Raw genomic sequence first — 16,808 nt, forward strand, 5'->3', positions numbered from 1 at the left:
GGCGAAGGGCCTGTCTCTGGCGGGTGTTGCGCTGATGATCTTCGGTCGGGAGGGCTGGTTCACCGTCGGTGTTTTCGTCGTGGTTATCGGCGTGCTGATCGGGGCGTGGGCCATGGTTGCCGTCCGTGGGGTGCGGCCACCTGGAGGCCCTCCCGCCCGGCACCTTTCGGCGCATGGAACCGGAGGGACGCGACTGCGGAAAAGGACGACGATTCCTGAACCCGCGAGGATTCGACCGACCCGGAGCTCAGCCTGATGAGTTTCCGGAGACCTCGCGTCGCGACTCTTCGCCGCCACGCAGGGCCTTGAGGCCGGCGGCCAGGCGGGCCGGTCGTCCTTCTTGCCCGAGGCCCTATCCCCATCCGCGGGCTTCACGCCAGCGGGGACGCACTGGCTGACGCCGGCTCCGCGTTGCGGGAAGCCGCCGGGGATGTGTGACAGTGGGCCCTGGTTGGTGTATGCCAGCATGAGGGATCGTTCTGGCCAAGGCCCGCGGAGCCTACCGCGGACGCACGAATTCGCTCTCGCCCGACCAAGCGGGCGAGCTTCGGAAACGGGGCCGGCGCGGGGGTGCATAAGACCGGCGTTGCCCGCGAATGCGGCATCAGACGCGAAACCATCTACCAGTGGACTGCGCAGACGAAGTAGCCGGACCCGCATCAAACAAATCGGGGTCAGAACCTGAGCAAGTTCTGATCTCGTTGTATTTGAGCGGCGCTCAGATGGATTTATGCGCTTGATCCAGCCGACATCAGCCGGTTGAACTCCGAATCTATCTGGTTTGGTACTGCCCTTAATGCGCGGCTTCGTACTTTTCCATGAGGTCAGCCTGGATACGGCCGCGGGTGTTGACCTGCAGGCCTTGGTCGGCCGCCCACAGCCGGACGTCGCGGGCATTGGAGGAACCGGGACGGGCCCGCCGGGCACGCCCGCCGGTCTTCCGGGCTGCTTTGGTAAAACGGCTGAATACTTCACGCAGTTCGCTTGCATGAGCATCATTGAGATCGATTGCATATTCGACGCCGTCAAGAGCAAACGAAATTGTCTCACTTGCCTTGGATCCGTCGAAGTCATCCTACAAAAGGGTTACGACTCTTTGTGCCATAAGAAAAGCATAGGCCTTTGTACTGTCGTCGCGTGGCCGATATTTTGCGCACGAAGCTCAGGCGGCAAGCCCCGTAGTTCAGAGTTTCCAATGACGACTTCGGGGGAGCCGACCACATGGAAACGGACATGCCTTTCAAGCACCGCGACCATGCGGACAATCACGTCACCGGGAGCGGTCAGCTCCTGGTCCCGCAGCACTAGGAGCATTTTCTTCAATGTCCCCACTCGACGTATGATCCGTTATCGGCCTTCGATATTGGGTGGGGGAAGTGGCTGCGAAAGGGCTGTGCCTGGCATCGCCTCACGTGTCATGCGTTCCCGGCGACCGTTTGCCTCTGCAGCAAGCCTCGGGTTCAACGCTTCTTGCCCCCAACACCCGGCACGGACGCGACTTGTTTCATCCACGCCGCGATCTGATGTTCGTCGATGTCCTCTATGGATTCGAGCTCCACACCCCGCGTCGACTTGCCCATCCCCACCGGCGTCACTGGTGGTACGGGATCGAGCGCCACACCATTGATGAACATGAGCTTGACGTGGCCGGCAAAGCCGCCGCAGCTGAAGCACCACCCGTCGCCGACGCCGTAGTACGACATGCCCCACTTCACGGAGCGCTGGAGGTTGGGTAGTGTTTTTGCCGCCAGCGCGTCGACCGTTTCGGCGATGACCCGCTGCGGCTGTGGCAGGCTGGCGATATATGCGAAGACCGGCTTGTCGCCGACCGCCGCTTTCGCTGGGCTTGCCCTGCCGGTCATGGCTTCCGGCAGCGTGATGGCTGCGTCGGCATGTGCCGCTGTACGCGTGGCCGGCTTTTCGGCTTCCCCCTTACCGAGCTCCCTGCTGGTCATGGAGAGTATTATCCCTCACGCATCGCGAGAAGGAGCTAGAGCGCATCTCCTAATGCAGCAGCCCAGATGGCGACCGGCGTACCGGCACCTACAAGAGTTGCAAACCGCTGTTTCGGCGGAGCGCTACGCTACTGGCCGCGAAGTGCTGCGGGGGCAGAAAATGGGCGGTCCTGTCGTCAGGCGGGAAGTCTGTCACTACCGCAGTCTGTGAGTCCGCCGTGCAGCACCGGTAGCGGATATTACGTCAACCTGCGCTTCGCGTACGGGTTGATCGGGCCCCACCAGAGCCCCGGCCGGCGGTGGTTTGGGGGAGATTGGCGTTGAGTTCGGTGTGTTCCCAGCGGTGGAGCACAGAGCCGAGTTCGTTCCAATTCCGGGCCCTGTCGTGGACGGCGGGGCACGCCGCTGGTGTGCTGTGCCTGTGGCGCTCCAGGGCCGTGACTCCGGACACCGTAGCGAGCTGGCCAATGCTCCATTGACGTCCGGTCGCCGTTTCTCCGGTCATGCGTCCTTGGGTGGGGTCCACCAGCCGGCTTACCATCATCGGGCGAATGGAGGTCGTCTACTTAGCCACGAATCCGCCCTTGCCCTATGAGCCTCTGCGAAGGTGTCACCGTCCTATTCGTATTTGTCCATCAGCAGACTCCGGCACGCCAGTTGCAGCGCCAGCCGTGCCTCCGGATCCTCTAAATTGATGGCGATGAGCGACTGGATCCGCCTGATGCGGTCGCTGACAGTGTTGCGGTGGACGTTGAGGATCGCCGCCGTCTCAGTCAGCGACGATTCGCAGTCCAGGAAAGTGGTGAGGGTCTGCAGGAGTTCAGGGCCAGCTTTGAGGAGTGGGGCCAGGAGTTCTCGGGCGGCAGGCCGGAACGTATCCGTGCGGGTCCAGATCAGCAGCAACTGGGCCATATCCAAGCGGTCCACGTGGACGAAGTAGCCGGAGTTTTCCCTTGCCCCAGCGATGCGGGCGGCGTCGTTGGCTTCCTCGAGAGAGCTGACGATCCCTTCCGGCTGCGCTTGCATGCGGCCCACGCCGAATTGGGTGGAGATGGTTGCGGCGAGCACCCGCTGGGCCCTGCGCAGCGCACTGCTTGCGCGGCTGACCTCGGCCGGGTCCGGCTTGGACGGGAAGGAGATCCACCCTGCCCAGCCGTCAGACTGCTCAACCGTGGTAGCCTCGATCTTTTCGCGCATCAGAGCGCGGTCCAGATCCGGTTTCCGGGCCACCAAATCCACGGGTTGGCGGATGATCACACGGAAGGCCATGTGATAGCCGTCCAAGGTCCAGCCCAGCTCCAACGCCCTGGCCCTGAACGAAGGACTGACGTCGCCAGCGTTATCGATCAGCTGTCCCAACAAGGCAATCCGGTGCCGGGCATCGCGTTCCCTCTCCAACCGCTGCCGGGAAAGCAGCTCTGAAACCGCGATGGCCGCCACTTCCAAGGCCGCGCGGATTGCTGCCTGTTCCTYGTCCCATGTCGGAGCGAGGACCACCCTGAGCCGCGGGCTGTTCTCCTGTTCACTATGGACTGGTGCCAGGATTTCCGTCAACGCAGCCAGCTCGACCTCCGGCTGTGGTGCGGGCTCATGGCCCGGCGGCTCAGCGGAAATCAGCTCTCCGGAAGGATCCACCAGCGTGACCTGGTGTCCGATCGCGACACCCAGACGGGACAGCAGGTGGGTGAGGGATCCGTACGGGATTCGGCATTCGGATGCTACGCGGGAGATCAGCAGACCCTGAAGGTGGGCGGCGCCGGACAGCAATTCTTGGGCGGCCGTGCCGAATTGCCAGGTGTTGTGGACTGCCAGCACGACGAGCCCCAAGCGTTCGGCGAGCCGTTTGACGTTGGGCGGCAACGCGCCGTCGTCGTTCGGCAGTTTTACTGCAAGGGCCACGACGCCGGCATAAGACGCCAGCGCCAACAGCGCCTCAACGTCCCACGACACGCCGGACGGAAGGGGTTCCAAGGGGAGCAGAACGCAGTCCCGAAGGTTCAGCGAATCGCCCTCGAGGTTCCGCTGTTCGCGGACTTGGCGATTGACCTCGGCGAGAGAGCCGGTCAAGGCCACCAGCGAAGATACCGTCCTGTCACCGGACTCCACGACGCTCTCGATCACTCCCGCCGGGACGTGATTCGTGACGGACAACAGCGGGATCGGGGGAATCATTCTGCTACTCCGGTTCTCCTCGATGCCCGCCTCTACGCGAGGAAGGTCTGGCTACTGTCCCATGATGCCACCGCCGCGCCGCCCACATTTCGTCGGAGGCGCGGCGGATGGGCAGATGGTCGATGGCGGTCAGACGCGGTAGCGCTCGATGGACTCGGTGTGCTCTTCCGGCGTCCCGTCCCATCGGTGCGAAGGGACGCCGTAGCCGAAGTACCCGGGACCGGCCAGTTCCAGGCCTTCAGTGGTGTGCCATCGGGGGTCGCTGGGCCCAGTCAGGACGCAGACGCGCTGCCCGTACCGCAGGTTCTCCGTGGTGATTGGCTCGGCGGACTCCGCGTCCACCACGATGATGAGGTCCGGAGTGGTGGTGACTACGGTGCCGTCCTTGGTGGCGAGGAGGTGTTCGTTCTGAAAGTGCAGCGACAGTATCGAGCCTGCGTCGGCGCCCATGCCTTCGATCGTGGCCTGTCCCTTGGCGAAACCGCCCGTTGTCTGACGCTGGAGGTCGGTTACCTTTCCGAGGTGGACAATGCGGCCACGGAGCGTTTCCGCCAACACGTCACAGGGGTTGAGGTTGTTGTGCTGCGCGTTCGCAACTGCGTCTCCAATGGTGATGGCGAAGGACATCGAACCGGCCACGAAGCTCTCGCGGGCCTGCGCGCCGGTCATGGCGTACGTGCTGTTGAAGGCATTGCATCCCATTTCGATGGAAGCCTGCCGGGCAAAGCGTTCGCCCCAGAACGAGTCGATGGCTTCGATGACCAGCGAGTTGCCCTTCTCGTCGGCCAAGGCCATGGGCGACGCCTGAATTCCGTACAACGGCGCCATGCCCATCTGGATTTCCGGGAATGCCCGTCCGATCAGGTCGCCATCGATCAGCGGAATCCCCAGCTGCGCGGCCGCGACGATGGGCAGCATGGAGTTTGAACCGCCGATCTCCAGGCACGCCGTGTGGGTTGCCACCCTGTTCAGTGTTGCCGCGAGCTTCTTGATGGTCAGGGACAGGTTCTCCACGGTATCCAGCTTCTCGACGGATACCGTGGGCGCACCGATCGCCGCGATCGGAACAATGAACGCGTCGTCGGCCAAGTCTTCGACGGAGACGAGTTCAACCGGCCCGTACTCCTCGATCGCTTTGCGGGCCAAGAGCCCGCCAACGTAGGGATCGCCGCCGCCGCCCGTGCCGAGGATGGCGGCGCCGCGGGCCAGCGAGTCAATGTCGTCTACCGTGATGCGCGTCAGCTTTCGGACGTGTGTCACTTCCAGGGTCATTTCACTTTCCTAACGTGAGGTTGCCGGCTGCCTTGATCCGAACGCGCATGGCGTTTCCGGGAAGGTAGGGGATCGGGATGGCTTCCTGCTCAACGATCGACACCGTGTCCGGGCTGGCGCCGGCAGCAACGGCACGGTCCACGGCTTCCTGCCGCGCGGATTCCATGGCGCGCTTTTGATCACTGTCCGCGATGTAGGACACCCGGTCCACCTCACCGCTGATCTGGGCGATGGCGGCGCCGTACGCGTTGGCGACGTCGAAGTTCCCGGGCCTGTGAATTGTGCCCAGACCCTGCAGTTTGTCTGCCAGCAGGATGGATCCACCGCCGACGGCGACAACCGGCAAGGGTGCCGACGACGTGCGGATCCGGTCGGCAATGTCCGCAATGGTCCCGTCGATCTGTTCCAAGGCTGACCGGACCACAGCGTCACTGATGTGGCTCACCAAAGATGCGTCTCCGACGTCGGCCCGTCCACTGCGGACCGCGATGTCAGTCGCCGTCAGGGCGGACCCGCCGAAGACGAGCGACTCGTCGGTCAAGCGGTAGCCCACCGAGTCCGGGCCCACAGTTCCTTGATCGGTCCGGACCCGGGACCCGCCGCCGAGACCTGCCGAGAGTACATCCGGCATCCGGAAGTTGGTCCGGAGTCCTGCGAGCCTGACGTGGGTGCTGGACTCTCGGGGGAAGCCGTTGACCAGGACACCAACGTCCGTGGTGGTGCCGCCGATGTCCACGATCAGGCAGTCGGAGAATCCGGAGAGGGCTGCTGCGCCGCGCATGGAGTTGGTGGGACCTGAAGCGAACGTGGCCACCGGGTAACGGCGTGTGTATTCGATGTCCATGAGCGTGCCGTCGTTCTGGCTGACGTACAACGGCGCGGTGATGCCCTGCTCGAGGACAGCCTTGGCGAGTCCGTCAACAATACGGTTCGCCATTTCAGCGAGGGAGGCGTTGACGATGGTCGCATTCTCCCGCTCCAGGAGGCCCACCCTGCCGATTTCGTGGGACAAGGAGACAGGGAACTCCGGGCCAAGCTCCTCTCGAAGGATGGAGAGTGTGCGCTGCTCAAATTCGTCGTTGACGGGCGAGAAAACGCTGGACACTGCCACAGAGCGGATGCCGTGGGCGGCGATGTCTGCTGCGTGGCGCCGGATTTCGTCGGCGTCGAAGGGGCTGATGGCGCGTCCGTCGAACTCGTGTCCACCGTGGGCCATGTAAGCGCGGCCTTTGACGGCGGCGGTGAGGGCATCGGGCCAGTCCGTGAAGGGCGGCAGGGACGCCGTGGCGGGAAGCCCCAGCCGGATCGCCGCTGTTGGGCAGAGGTCACGTGCCTCAATGAGGGCGTTGATGAAATGAGTGGTTCCGATCATCACGCCGCGGACGTGGTCCGGGCGGAAGCCGTTCAGGTCCTTCAGCGCGGTGAGCACCTGGGTGATGCCGCTGGTGACGTCCTTAGTGGTGGGGACTTTGGTGGACGCGAGCACCTGCCCGCCGTCCAGCAGCACAGCGTCCGTGTTGGTGCCGCCGACGTCAATGCCGATTCTCAGGCTACTCATGGTGCGGTTACCGATTCTTCCTGTGTGGTGGTTTCGTTTGTGGGTTGGTTGTCGCCGTAGGACCGCAGGAGGTTCAGCTTGCCGGCGATGATGTAGAGGATGAACGCCGCGGCGAGGGAGTTAAGGGCCGGGAGTCCGAAGGTGACGAAGTAGCCCAGGGCCGCTGAGATCGCCCAGATGACGAACGTGGCCGGGATCCAGTTGGGCGATTCGGCTGGCGGAAGGCCCGAATCCCGGCTGGCTTCCAGTAGGGGCCGCCACTTCTTGATGACGAAGTACTCGGCCATGATGATGCCGGCTACCGGCGGGAAGACGACGCCCAGCACCATGAGGATGTCGATGAATTTGTCCAGGATGCCGATCGCTGCCAGCACGGTTCCCACAACCCCCAGAAGAAGCGTGACGTGCCCACGGTTCAGGCGCCTGTTCATGGCGCTGTTGAAGAAGGACACCACGCCGAGGCCTGCACTGTAGAGGTTCCAGTCGTTGATCTTGGAGGTGCCCAGGACGATGATCAGGATGCCGATCCAGCCCACCGAGGAGAAGATGATCTGGGTGACATCCGCCGACTTTACGGCGTGGGCCAGCAGCACGCCGATCATGCCGATGGTGTAGTTGCCTAGCGTCATGCCGACGACGGTCTGCTTGACGACGTCGCCAGCGGTCCTGTTGTAGCGGGTCATGTCGGGCGTGATGACCGCCCCGAGAACGGCGCTTCCAGCGACGATGGTGGTAGCGGTGACGAAATCAAGGGTGGCGCCAGGAGGAGCCTCGTTGATGAGCTGGCTGATGGAATGGTTGCTCAGCTCGGCCCATGCCGCCCAAGCGATCAGGATCATGAACAACGGCACGGTGATGTTGGCCAGCCACTGCATGGATTCAAAGCCGCGGACTACGATCAGGGTCACCACCAGGCCAAAAGCCAGCGACCAGGCCCAGGTGGGAATTTCAGGGGCGATCTGGTTCAACCCGGCTCCGGAAATCCCTGACTGGATGCCGAACCAGCCGATAAGGCTGATGCAGATGGCTAAGCCGAGGACCGACGCGCCGCCGCGGCCGAAGCCTGTCCAGCGGGCGAGCATGGACGTTGTGAGGCCTTGGCGCATGCCGGCGATGCCGACGAAAATCATGAGTGCTTCGACGATCAACGCGCCAACGGTAAACGCCCAAAAGGCGTCCCAGAACGTCATCCCGAAGCCAAAAGTTGCCCCGAGAAGAAACTGGCTCAGGTCAGAAGTCTGGCCAAAGCGTTGGACGGCGATGCCGAACCAGTGCTTCCGCTCCGTTGCGGGAACCCTGGTGATGGGGTAGTCATCGTGCCCTGTTTCGGATGTGGACATGACATGCATTCCTTTCGAGTGATTCACTTCACAGTATCCACGCGACGCTTTGCGGTCATTGGGCAAAGTGCATACCTCCAGTCTGAAGAACAGGCATATCGCACAGTTGCCTGGCCGATTAGTTTCCTCAGTGATGGCACTCAACCTCAACCTTGGATACCTGCTAGCGGCTGGGTTGGGCATGGCCCTTGTGGGGCTAGCTGCTGTTTTCCGTCAATACCGTCGACTCAAGGCGTCGACGACGGACCCTGGACCGTAGCCCTTCCACGACTCGTGAAAGACGGATGTAATTCGCGGGTTGAAGTTCAGGTCTGACCGAGTGCGCAGCAGCGTTTCAGCTGCCCACGGCGGTGGATAATCCTCATGGGTCATCCACCGCTGCGGCTGCCGGGGAGCTACCCCAACGCTCCCAATTTCCAGCCGTGGATAACCCGGCTTGACCAACCCGTGACCTGCTCCGCGTCCTTGGCCATGACCCCGACGCCTGAGGTCAGACACGGTCAATCCCGCGGCCTGCCGGTAAGCCGCGGCCACGCCGTCCGCCCGCTCGGCAAACGCTGGGGGCGTCGAAGGACTTGGCAGGCGGGGAAGTCGCCGGTTCGTCCCGATCCGCAGGCGGCCCCGGTACAGCGTCAATTGTCCAGACGGTGTCTGGACAATTGGGAATGGAACGTTGGAACCTCCAACTAGGGTGGAGCCATGACCCAGCTTGAACCGGAACTCCCGGGAGACTATGCCGCTGCTCTCACGACCCTGAAGGGCTCGTCCGCGAAGCTCAACAGCGGGCGCAGCGCGTGGTGAATACCGCCATGATCGGGCTTTACTGGAACATTGGGCGGATGATCCCGGACAGGCAGATGAACGAGCCATGGGGGAGTGGGCCGCTGAGTGTGCACAAACTGTTCACTGATGGGCCCTTTCGGGGGCCTTTTTGTTGGCCGGCGTTACGGCTGGGCGGCTCCTTTGCTTGCCTGGGCAGCAATGTTGCTGCTTCCTCGTTCATGACCGGGAGCACCTGCAACGGCATGACTGAGTTCACACCATGGGAGCGGCAACTGCAAACCTTGCTGGTTTGCTCGGTAGCTCCGGGCGAAAAACGCCAGAACGTCCCTATCGAGGCCTGCCCCAAGACCTTCTCGGCTCCCTGTCGCTGATTTTCCGAGCAGATTCCACTGCGGTGCACGTCTTCCTCAGCGTACTTGGCAAGGCTTTAGTTAGGTGGCGGGGAAGATCATTATGCTGACGCTTGTTGTACATTCTGTACATGACAGCCCTTACAGATATTGACCGGCAGCTCCTTTCGGCCCTGCGCGAGGACGGACGGGCGTCTGTGGCCAGCCTCGCCCGTAAGCTCGGCGTTGCCCGGGCAACCGTGAACAGCAGGCTCGATCGCCTTCTCACTTCGGGAACCATCGTTGGCTTCACTGCCAGGGTCCGTGACGAAGTGGACCCGCTTGAGATCCACGCCATCACCCTGATCGCTGTTGAGGGGAGGTCGGCCAACAAGGTGATCCGAGAGCTCAGGGGGTTCCCCGAAATTCGGGCACTGCACACCACCAACGGCGGATGGGACCTTGTGGCGGAGCTGGCCACCGAAAACCTCGGCGGGTTCGACAACGTGCTGGGCAGGATCCGCGCAGTCGACGGCATCGTCAACAGCGAGACCAGCCTTTTGCTCAGTTCCGTACTCAGATAGTGCTCCAAGGCCGCCGCTGCAGTCGACGATCGAAGACCGGCGAAGTGCGCAGAACGGCCTGACATTCTGCGCACATTTTTGGCGATTAGCGAGCTATTCGGTCATTGTGGCCGCATATCGACGCCGCATAACGTGAGGGCATTAGCTGTCGAGATGGAAAAGGGTGACGCAAATGACGCGTTTTGTCGATGTTCACAACATGGTGCGATGGGCTGCCGGCCGGGGAGTGGAGACGATCATCTCGGAGATGATCGTTTACCTCGAAGACGATTTCCGCCGCTGGGCGTCTTTTGACAAGAGTCCCCGCATGGCCAGCCATACCCCGTTCGGGGTCATCGAACTGATGCCCACGAGCGACCACGAGACCTATGGCTTCAAGTACGTCAACGGGCACCCGTCCAATCCGGCCCGTGGTTTCCAGACAGTGACTGCGTTCGGCGTCCTGGCGGACGTCCACAATGGATATCCCACCTTCCTGGCGGAGATGACCTTACTGACAGCCCTGCGTACTGCGGCGACCTCGGGTATGGTCGCGAAGCATCTCGCCCGCCCCGGCTCCGCAAGCATGGCCATGATCGGAACCGGCAGCCAGTCTGAGTTCCAGGCCCTAGCCTTCCGGGCTGCCCTCGGAATTACCACGCTCAGGGTGTGGGACACTGATCCGGCCGCGACGCACAAGTTTGTCCGCAACCTCACCCCGCTGGGGTTCAAGATCACGGTTGCGTCCTCGGCCGCCGACGCCGTGCAGGGAACGGACGTCATCACGACCTGTACCGCTGACAAGGCCAACGCCACCATCCTGACGGCCGACCTCATTGCCCCCGGCGTCCACCTCAATGCCATCGGCGGGGACTGCCCCGGAAAAACCGAACTCGACGCGGTCATCCTGGGACTCGGCGACGTTTTCGTGGAGTTCACACCGCAGACGCGGATTGAAGGCGAGATCCAGCAAATGCCCGCCGACTTCGCCGTTACTGAATTCTGGCAAGTCTTGAGCGACAAGGCACCGGGGCGCACCAGCTCGGAACAGATCACGATTTTTGACTCCGTCGGCTTCGCCATTGAGGATTTCGCGGCCTTGCGATACGTCCGAGACGCCGTCGACGGGTCGGACTTCTTCGTAGACATTGACCTCGTCGCCGACCCGGAAGACCCGAAGGACCTCTTCGGCCTTTTGGGCGCCTTGTCCCCGGTTGGATCTTAGGTCAGGGATGCCCCCTCATGGATCCTTCCAGGTCATCGACGTCCGCCTGCAGCGGGTCGGCCCCGCACGGAAACCTGGATCCCCGGCGCCTTGCGGGCTCCGGGTAGGTTCCCGGACTCCGCCAGGTACCCTCTCCTGGCGGAGTCCGCATCGCGGTAGTTCCCGATGTGCGGTCCGTCCACGAGTGCGAACCGACACAGCCAATTCGCACTGCATCCGGGTCACTCACCCCGGTGTGGTTAATTGAATTCCAGAACATGAAGGCTTAGCCAGAGCACGAGTGTGTCCTCAGACTGGTCCAGGTCGATGTTGAACAGTTCGCGTAACCGTTTGAGGCGGTACCGGAGCGTGTTTTGGTGCAAAGACAATCCAGCGGCGGTCCGGGCGGAGTCCCGGGAACAGTCAAGGTAGGTCCGCAGCGTTTTTGCGTACTCTGTTCCTGAGCCGGCGTCGTATTCCATGATCTCTTCGGCGGCTGCCGATGTGAGGTGAGGTGTCTTGCGGAAATGGGCGGCCAGTTCGAGCAGCGTCAGGCGGCTGCGGACGTCGTGCGCACTCGCATAGGTGATTGAGCTCTGACCGGAAGCGAGCATGAGCAGGACCAGGTCTGCCTCGTGCCTCGACCGGCCGATGTCCGACGCAGCAGGGACAGCAGACCCGGCCGCTATTCGCAGGTCAACCGCAAGGGATACGCGGGAGCGCTCGGTGAGCCGTCGGGCCAGGGCTTCGACGGGTCCAGACGAGGCAGGGTCGACGTCCGCGAAAAGGGCATAGATGGTGGTTCCCACCAGCACGCAATGCGCCCCTCGACGGTGGGCTTCGCACTGCGTGGTGACAAGGTCCAGGAGCCGGACCAGTGTCATCTCCGCCGCCTGCCCGATGTCCGGTTGGAAAGCGATGACCGCAAACGGCCCGGAGTTCCGAAGTCCCAGCTGTTCCGCGATGAGTGCCGCGTCGTCGCCACCTTCTAGGAGTCTGCGGAGAAGCTCCGCGCGCTGTTGGCGGGCCAGGTCGTAGGCACTGCGTGCTCGCAGCATATGAAGGGCTGCGATATCGGCAGCCCGTTCCAACGCCTGTTCCGCGACCACGTCCAGGTCACCGTTCGGGTCAACAACCCAGATAGAGCCGAGCGGCTCTTTGCCTGCCCGGACTGCAATGGCCAGCCGGTCGAGGGCCGGACGGACCCCCTCGATGCGGACCGCGCCGTGGGAGCGGAAAACAGAGGCATACTGGCCCGCGTTCTCCGGAAGGTAGGGAACCTGGCGTCCCAGGATGCCCTGACGCCGGTCCTCATCGATCGGCTGGTGGGCGAGGGTCGAGTAGGCGAGCACCTGTTCCTGGAGATTCTCAATGGCCGTGGCGCCGCCAACCATGGCGGCGATGGCGTTGGCCAACGCGAACAGGTCGCCAACGCCCAGCGTGGACAACGAGTTTCCGGCTTCGGCTGAGGCAGTGAGCGCCGAGTCCAGGAGCGCATCCAACTGGCGCCACCCCATCTCGTCATCGACCACGAGGAGGGCGATACCCGACTGATCGGCGACGGCGATGATATGCCCCAGATCCTGGGAATACTGCTTGATGACCAGCGCGCCAAAGCCTGCCGTGGCCGCGCTGCGGACAACGCCGGCTGTTGCTGGTTCGGCAGGGTGAAGTCCAATGCCCAGAAGGATCGCACCCGGCAACCCCTCCAACGGAGTGTGGGGATCGTAAAACGCAGGGCTGGTCAGGGAAAGCTCCGGCGGCGTGCCGTGGGAGCGGAGCGCCACTGCCGGGCTTGCCAGTAGCCGCAGGAGCCCGTGGAGAGTGATGCTGTCTGGGGTGCCGGAAGAAGTTGCCACGAGGGAAAAGCTAATCCCTCTTGTGGCGGAGCACAAGACTTCGCATGAAATGTCGTGGTCTGCACCGAAGCCAGCGGCCCGGGGCCCAGCAGATAGTTGACGCATGTCACTTTCACTTGAAGCGGAACCGCTCGCCCGACAGGCCGCAGAGGCAGCAACAGCAGCAGCAGCCAAAGCCGGCGTCCTGGTGGTGGATGAGCATGACCGCGACCAGCTCCGGGACGTCGAAGGGCTACTCATCGCGATCTGGGGCATGTCCCCCCACGGAGCTCCTATACCGTTCGACCTGTTGCGCAGTATTTCGCATGCAGGGTGCAACGTTTCCGCCGCCTACGATCCGGGAGGACAACTTTGCGGGGCAGCTGTCGGGATTGTCTCACCCGGCGGGAGCGCGACTTACTCGCTGATCGCCGGGGTCCTGCCCGGTACCGGCGACAAAGGCGTCGGCTTTGCCCTGAAACAGCACCAGCGGGCCTGGTCGCTGGCACGGGGCATCGAATCGATGACGTGGACTTTCGACCCGCTGGTCAGCAGGAACGCCCGCTTCAACCTGACCAAGCTCGGGGCAGTGGCGTCCGAATATGCCCAAAACTTCTATGGCGAGATGCAGGACGAGATCAACGCCAATGACGAGAGCGACCGGCTGGTCGCAGTCTGGCCGCTGTCGTCGGCGCGAAGCATCGACGCCAGCCACGGCCTAATTCAGGATTTGGAACCGAGCGCTGCCGCCGTGGGAAACGTGCTGGAGTACGGGCCGGATCAACAGCCAGTTCTCCTTGAAGCGGAAGGCACGATCTGGTGCCGGGCACCCCGGGACATTGTCGCGATGAGGGCCGCGGCCCCAGAACAGGCCAGCCAGTGGCGGAGCATGCTCCGCGGGATCCTGGAACCCGCCCTTGCCTCCGGCTATATGGCCTCCGGCGTGACACGCAGCGGCTGGTACCGGCTGACCACAACCGACCAGGCATAACCCACCCCAAAGGAGCACCAATGCGTACCAATTATCGTGCAGTCAAAGCCCGAACAGTCTTCGCCGCTGCCGGGCTGGCCCTCGCCTCAGGACTAACGGCGTGCGGGGCAGGATCAACTTCGGCCGCGGAGGTGAAGACTATCTCCGCAGCCGATGTCGACCCCGCCGCCGCAGCCGCCCTTCCCGAACGTTACAAGGCCGCCGGAGTAATTAAAGTGGCCTCGGACATCCCGTATCCACCCATGGAGATGTTCGATGAAAATCAGCAACTTACCGGTCTGGACTTCGACCTGGCCCAGGCCCTGGGTGCGAAGCTCGGGGTGAAGCTTGAGCTGCAGACCCAGGCGTTCGACAGCATCATCCCCTCACTGCAGTCGGGCAAGAACGACATCATCATGTCGGGGATGAACGACACCCCCGAGCGGCAGGAATCCCTGGATTTCGTTGACTACTTCCACGCGGGATTCTCCATTCTTGTCCCCGAGGGCAATCCGAAGAACATCACCACAGCCCTTGACCTATGCGACAAGGACGTCGCAGTGCAGAAGGCAACCGTTCAGGCCGAAATTCTGCGCAGCTACGACCAGCAGTGCAAAGACAAGGGATCCAGCCCGATCCGCGTTTCGGAACTCCCGCTGGAGACGGACGTGCAGACTGCGGTCCGTTCAGGGAAAGCCTCCGCCGACGTCGTGGACTCGGCAGTGGCGGCGTATGCCGCCAAGACAGCCGGTGACGGCAAGATCTTTGACCTCGTAAAAGACCCGGCTAACCCGGCCGGATACAATCCCGTCCATACCGGAATCGGTGTGCTGAAAAAGGATGCGGAACTTTCCAAAGCCCTGCTGACAGCCCTCCAGGCGCTCATCGCCGACGGCACGTATGGCAGCATCCTGGCCAAGTACGACCTCTCCGACTACAGCGTCAAGGAAGCCGGACTGAACCTGGGGGGAACCAAACCATGAAACAGGGCACCACAATAGCGCCGCGGCGGGAAGGACCGGCACAGGCAGGCCCGCACTCCACCGACGGCTCCGGTTCAGATGACGTCGTGGCCGTTCCACTTCGACACCCCTGGCGCTGGGTAGGAGCAGCATTGCTGGGCATCAGCTTCGCAGCTCTGGCATCTTCCCTGTGGGCCAACCCCAACATCGACCACCGGACGATCAGTAGCTACCTTTTTCACCCGCGGATCCTCGGCGGCGTAGGCCTCACACTTATGCTGACCGTAGTCTCCATGGTGGTATCCACCATCTTGGGTGTCCTGCTGGCAGTCATGCGGCTTTCCAAGAATCCCGTGATGAATGCTTTCGCCTGGTTCTACGTCTGGGTCTTCCGGGGTACACCGCTGCTGATCCAGGTCGTTTTTTGGGGCTATCTGGGGCTGCTCTATGCGCAGATCTCTCTCGGCGTTCCCTTTACCGACTTCACCGTATTTTCCGTGGACACCAACACGCTGGTGCCTGCGTTCACCGCCGGTCTCCTGGCCATGACCCTGAACCAGGCCGCATACTCGGCCGAGATCATCCGGGGCGGCATGCTCTCCGTGGACACCGGACAGCATGAAGCCGCTTCGTCCCTGGGTATGTCCCCGGCCTTCACCCTCTTCAGGGTGGTGCTCCCGCAAGCGATGCGGGTCATCATTCCGCCGATGGGCAACGAGACGATCTCGATGCTGAAAAACACGTCGCTGCTCTCCGTCATCGCGGTGCTGGAGCTTTACACGGTGGCCACCCAGATCTCCTCCCAGAACCTGCGGCAGGTGGAGCTGCTAGTAGTGGTCAGCTGCTGGTACCTCTTCCTCACCTCGGTGCTATCCGTTCCCCAGTACTACCTGGAACGCCACTACGGCAGGGGCAACGCCCGCCAGCAAAGCCCCACCCCCCTCGGCAGGATCCGGGCCGCCCTGCGCAAAACCCCGATCCACGCCGTATCGAAAGGACCCCAGCCATGACCGAGGCACTGGCCTTCCCCCGGCATCAGGAACACCCCGCGCCCGCCCGGCCGCTCCTGGTCGCCACCAACGTCCGTAAGCACTACGGCGGAGTCGAAGTGCTGAAAGGCATTTCTCTCTCTGTCAATGCCGGCGAAGTCATGTGCCTCCTCGGCCCGTCCGGCTCCGGCAAGTCCACCTTCCTGCGCTGCATCAACCACCTGGAACGGATCGACGGCGGCAGGATCTCCGTGGGAGGCGAACTGGTCGGCTACGCGCAGCGCCAGGACCGGATCTTCGAAATGAACCCCCGCGAAGTGGCAAAGCAACGCAGCGGCATCGGAATGGTGTTCCAGCGCTTCAACCTCTTCCCCCACATGACCGCCCTGGAAAACATCTGGGCAGCCCCCGTAGGGGTCAAGAAAGTACCGAAGCAACATGCCATCAAGCGGGGAATGGAGCTACTGGACCGTGTCGGCCTCGCGCACCTGGCAAAGGCCTATCCCGCGCAACTCTCCGGCGGGCAACAGCAGCGGGTTGCCATCGCCCGGGCCCTGGCGATGGATCCGCAGCTCCTCCTGTTCGATGAGCCCACCAGCGCCCTTGATCCGGAACTGGTCGGCGACGTCCTGGACGTGATGCGCACCCTGGCCGCTGACGGGATGACCATGATCGTCGTCACCCACGAGATCGGCTTCGCCCGCGGCGCCGCGGACAGCGTGGTCTTCATGGACGGCGGCGTTGTGGTGGAATCYGGCGCCCCCGCCGACGTGCTGGACAACCCGCAAAACCCGCGGACTATCGCCTTCCTCGAAAGCGTCATGTAAGCATCCGGTCCCTAAAAACCCGGCGCACCAGCGGCGTCCACATCCC

Annotated in this window: 12 protein-coding genes and 1 pseudogene; 6 read left to right on the forward strand and 7 right to left on the reverse strand. The window is 62.9% G+C overall.

Annotation, left to right across the window (positions count from 1 at the left end; genetic code table 11):
• Positions 1-793 precede the first annotated feature (793 nt).
• From AC1D2F_RS19495 to AC1D2F_RS19520, 6 genes and pseudogenes are all read right to left on the reverse strand, one after another.
• A pseudogene (locus tag AC1D2F_RS19495) lies at positions 794-1,063 on the reverse strand (histone-like nucleoid-structuring protein Lsr2); the annotation flags it as partial.
• Between the two features lie 397 nt (positions 1,064-1,460).
• Entirely contained in the window at positions 1,461-1,955 is a 495-nt protein-coding gene (locus AC1D2F_RS19500; protein ID WP_229995371.1) for a DUF1801 domain-containing protein, read from the reverse strand.
• A gap of 618 nt (positions 1,956-2,573) precedes the next feature.
• Positions 2,574-4,127 (reverse strand): PucR family transcriptional regulator, encoded by a 1,554-nt coding sequence (locus AC1D2F_RS19505; protein ID WP_476967519.1) that lies wholly within the window; start codon positions 4,125-4,127, stop codon positions 2,574-2,576.
• 129 nt (positions 4,128-4,256) lie between these two features.
• Positions 4,257-5,399 (reverse strand): DUF917 domain-containing protein, encoded by a 1,143-nt coding sequence (locus AC1D2F_RS19510; RefSeq protein WP_229995369.1) that lies wholly within the window; start codon positions 5,397-5,399, stop codon positions 4,257-4,259.
• Between the two features lies 1 nt (position 5,400).
• Positions 5,401-6,957 (reverse strand): hydantoinase/oxoprolinase family protein, encoded by a 1,557-nt coding sequence (locus tag AC1D2F_RS19515; RefSeq protein ID WP_229995368.1) that lies wholly within the window; start codon positions 6,955-6,957, stop codon positions 5,401-5,403.
• Positions 6,954-8,297, reverse strand: a complete 1,344-nt coding sequence (locus AC1D2F_RS19520; RefSeq protein ID WP_476967520.1) for a purine-cytosine permease family protein — start codon at positions 8,295-8,297, stop codon at positions 6,954-6,956. Before AC1D2F_RS19520 ends, AC1D2F_RS19515 begins: the two co-directional genes overlap by 4 nt.
• Positions 8,298-9,561: 1,264 nt before the next feature.
• Here AC1D2F_RS19520 and AC1D2F_RS19525 point away from each other — a divergent pair.
• A complete protein-coding gene (locus AC1D2F_RS19525; RefSeq protein WP_229995365.1) occupies positions 9,562-9,993 on the forward strand; it encodes an Lrp/AsnC family transcriptional regulator in 432 nt (143 codons plus the stop codon).
• A gap of 172 nt (positions 9,994-10,165) precedes the next feature.
• Positions 10,166-11,197, forward strand: coding sequence for an ornithine cyclodeaminase (locus AC1D2F_RS19530; protein WP_229995364.1), 1,032 nt, complete (start codon positions 10,166-10,168; stop codon positions 11,195-11,197).
• A gap of 239 nt (positions 11,198-11,436) precedes the next feature.
• Here AC1D2F_RS19530 and AC1D2F_RS19535 read toward each other — a convergent pair whose 3' ends face one another.
• Positions 11,437-13,035, reverse strand: a complete 1,599-nt coding sequence (locus AC1D2F_RS19535; RefSeq protein ID WP_476967521.1) for a PucR family transcriptional regulator — start codon at positions 13,033-13,035, stop codon at positions 11,437-11,439.
• A 103-nt stretch (positions 13,036-13,138) separates the two neighbouring features.
• Here AC1D2F_RS19535 and AC1D2F_RS19540 point away from each other — a divergent pair, with 103 nt between their 5' ends.
• From AC1D2F_RS19540 to AC1D2F_RS19555, 4 genes are read left to right on the forward strand one after another with little or no spacing between them, the layout of a single operon-like run.
• A complete protein-coding gene (locus tag AC1D2F_RS19540) occupies positions 13,139-14,005 on the forward strand; it encodes a hypothetical protein (RefSeq protein WP_229995362.1) in 867 nt (288 codons plus the stop codon).
• 20 nt (positions 14,006-14,025) lie between these two features.
• Entirely contained in the window at positions 14,026-14,967 is a 942-nt protein-coding gene (locus AC1D2F_RS19545; protein ID WP_229995361.1) for an ABC transporter substrate-binding protein, read from the forward strand.
• Complete coding sequence (locus AC1D2F_RS19550; RefSeq protein WP_229995360.1) at positions 14,964-15,956, forward strand: amino acid ABC transporter permease; 993 nt, start codon at positions 14,964-14,966, stop codon at positions 15,954-15,956. The genes AC1D2F_RS19545 and AC1D2F_RS19550 overlap by 4 nt, the downstream gene beginning before the upstream one ends.
• On the forward strand, positions 15,953-16,762 hold the full coding sequence (locus AC1D2F_RS19555; protein ID WP_229995359.1) for an amino acid ABC transporter ATP-binding protein: 810 nt from the start codon (positions 15,953-15,955) through the stop codon (positions 16,760-16,762). Before AC1D2F_RS19550 ends, AC1D2F_RS19555 begins: the two co-directional genes overlap by 4 nt.
• The last annotated feature ends 46 nt before the right edge of the window (positions 16,763-16,808 follow it).

This window comes from Arthrobacter sp. P1_B3 (genome assembly GCF_056406615.1).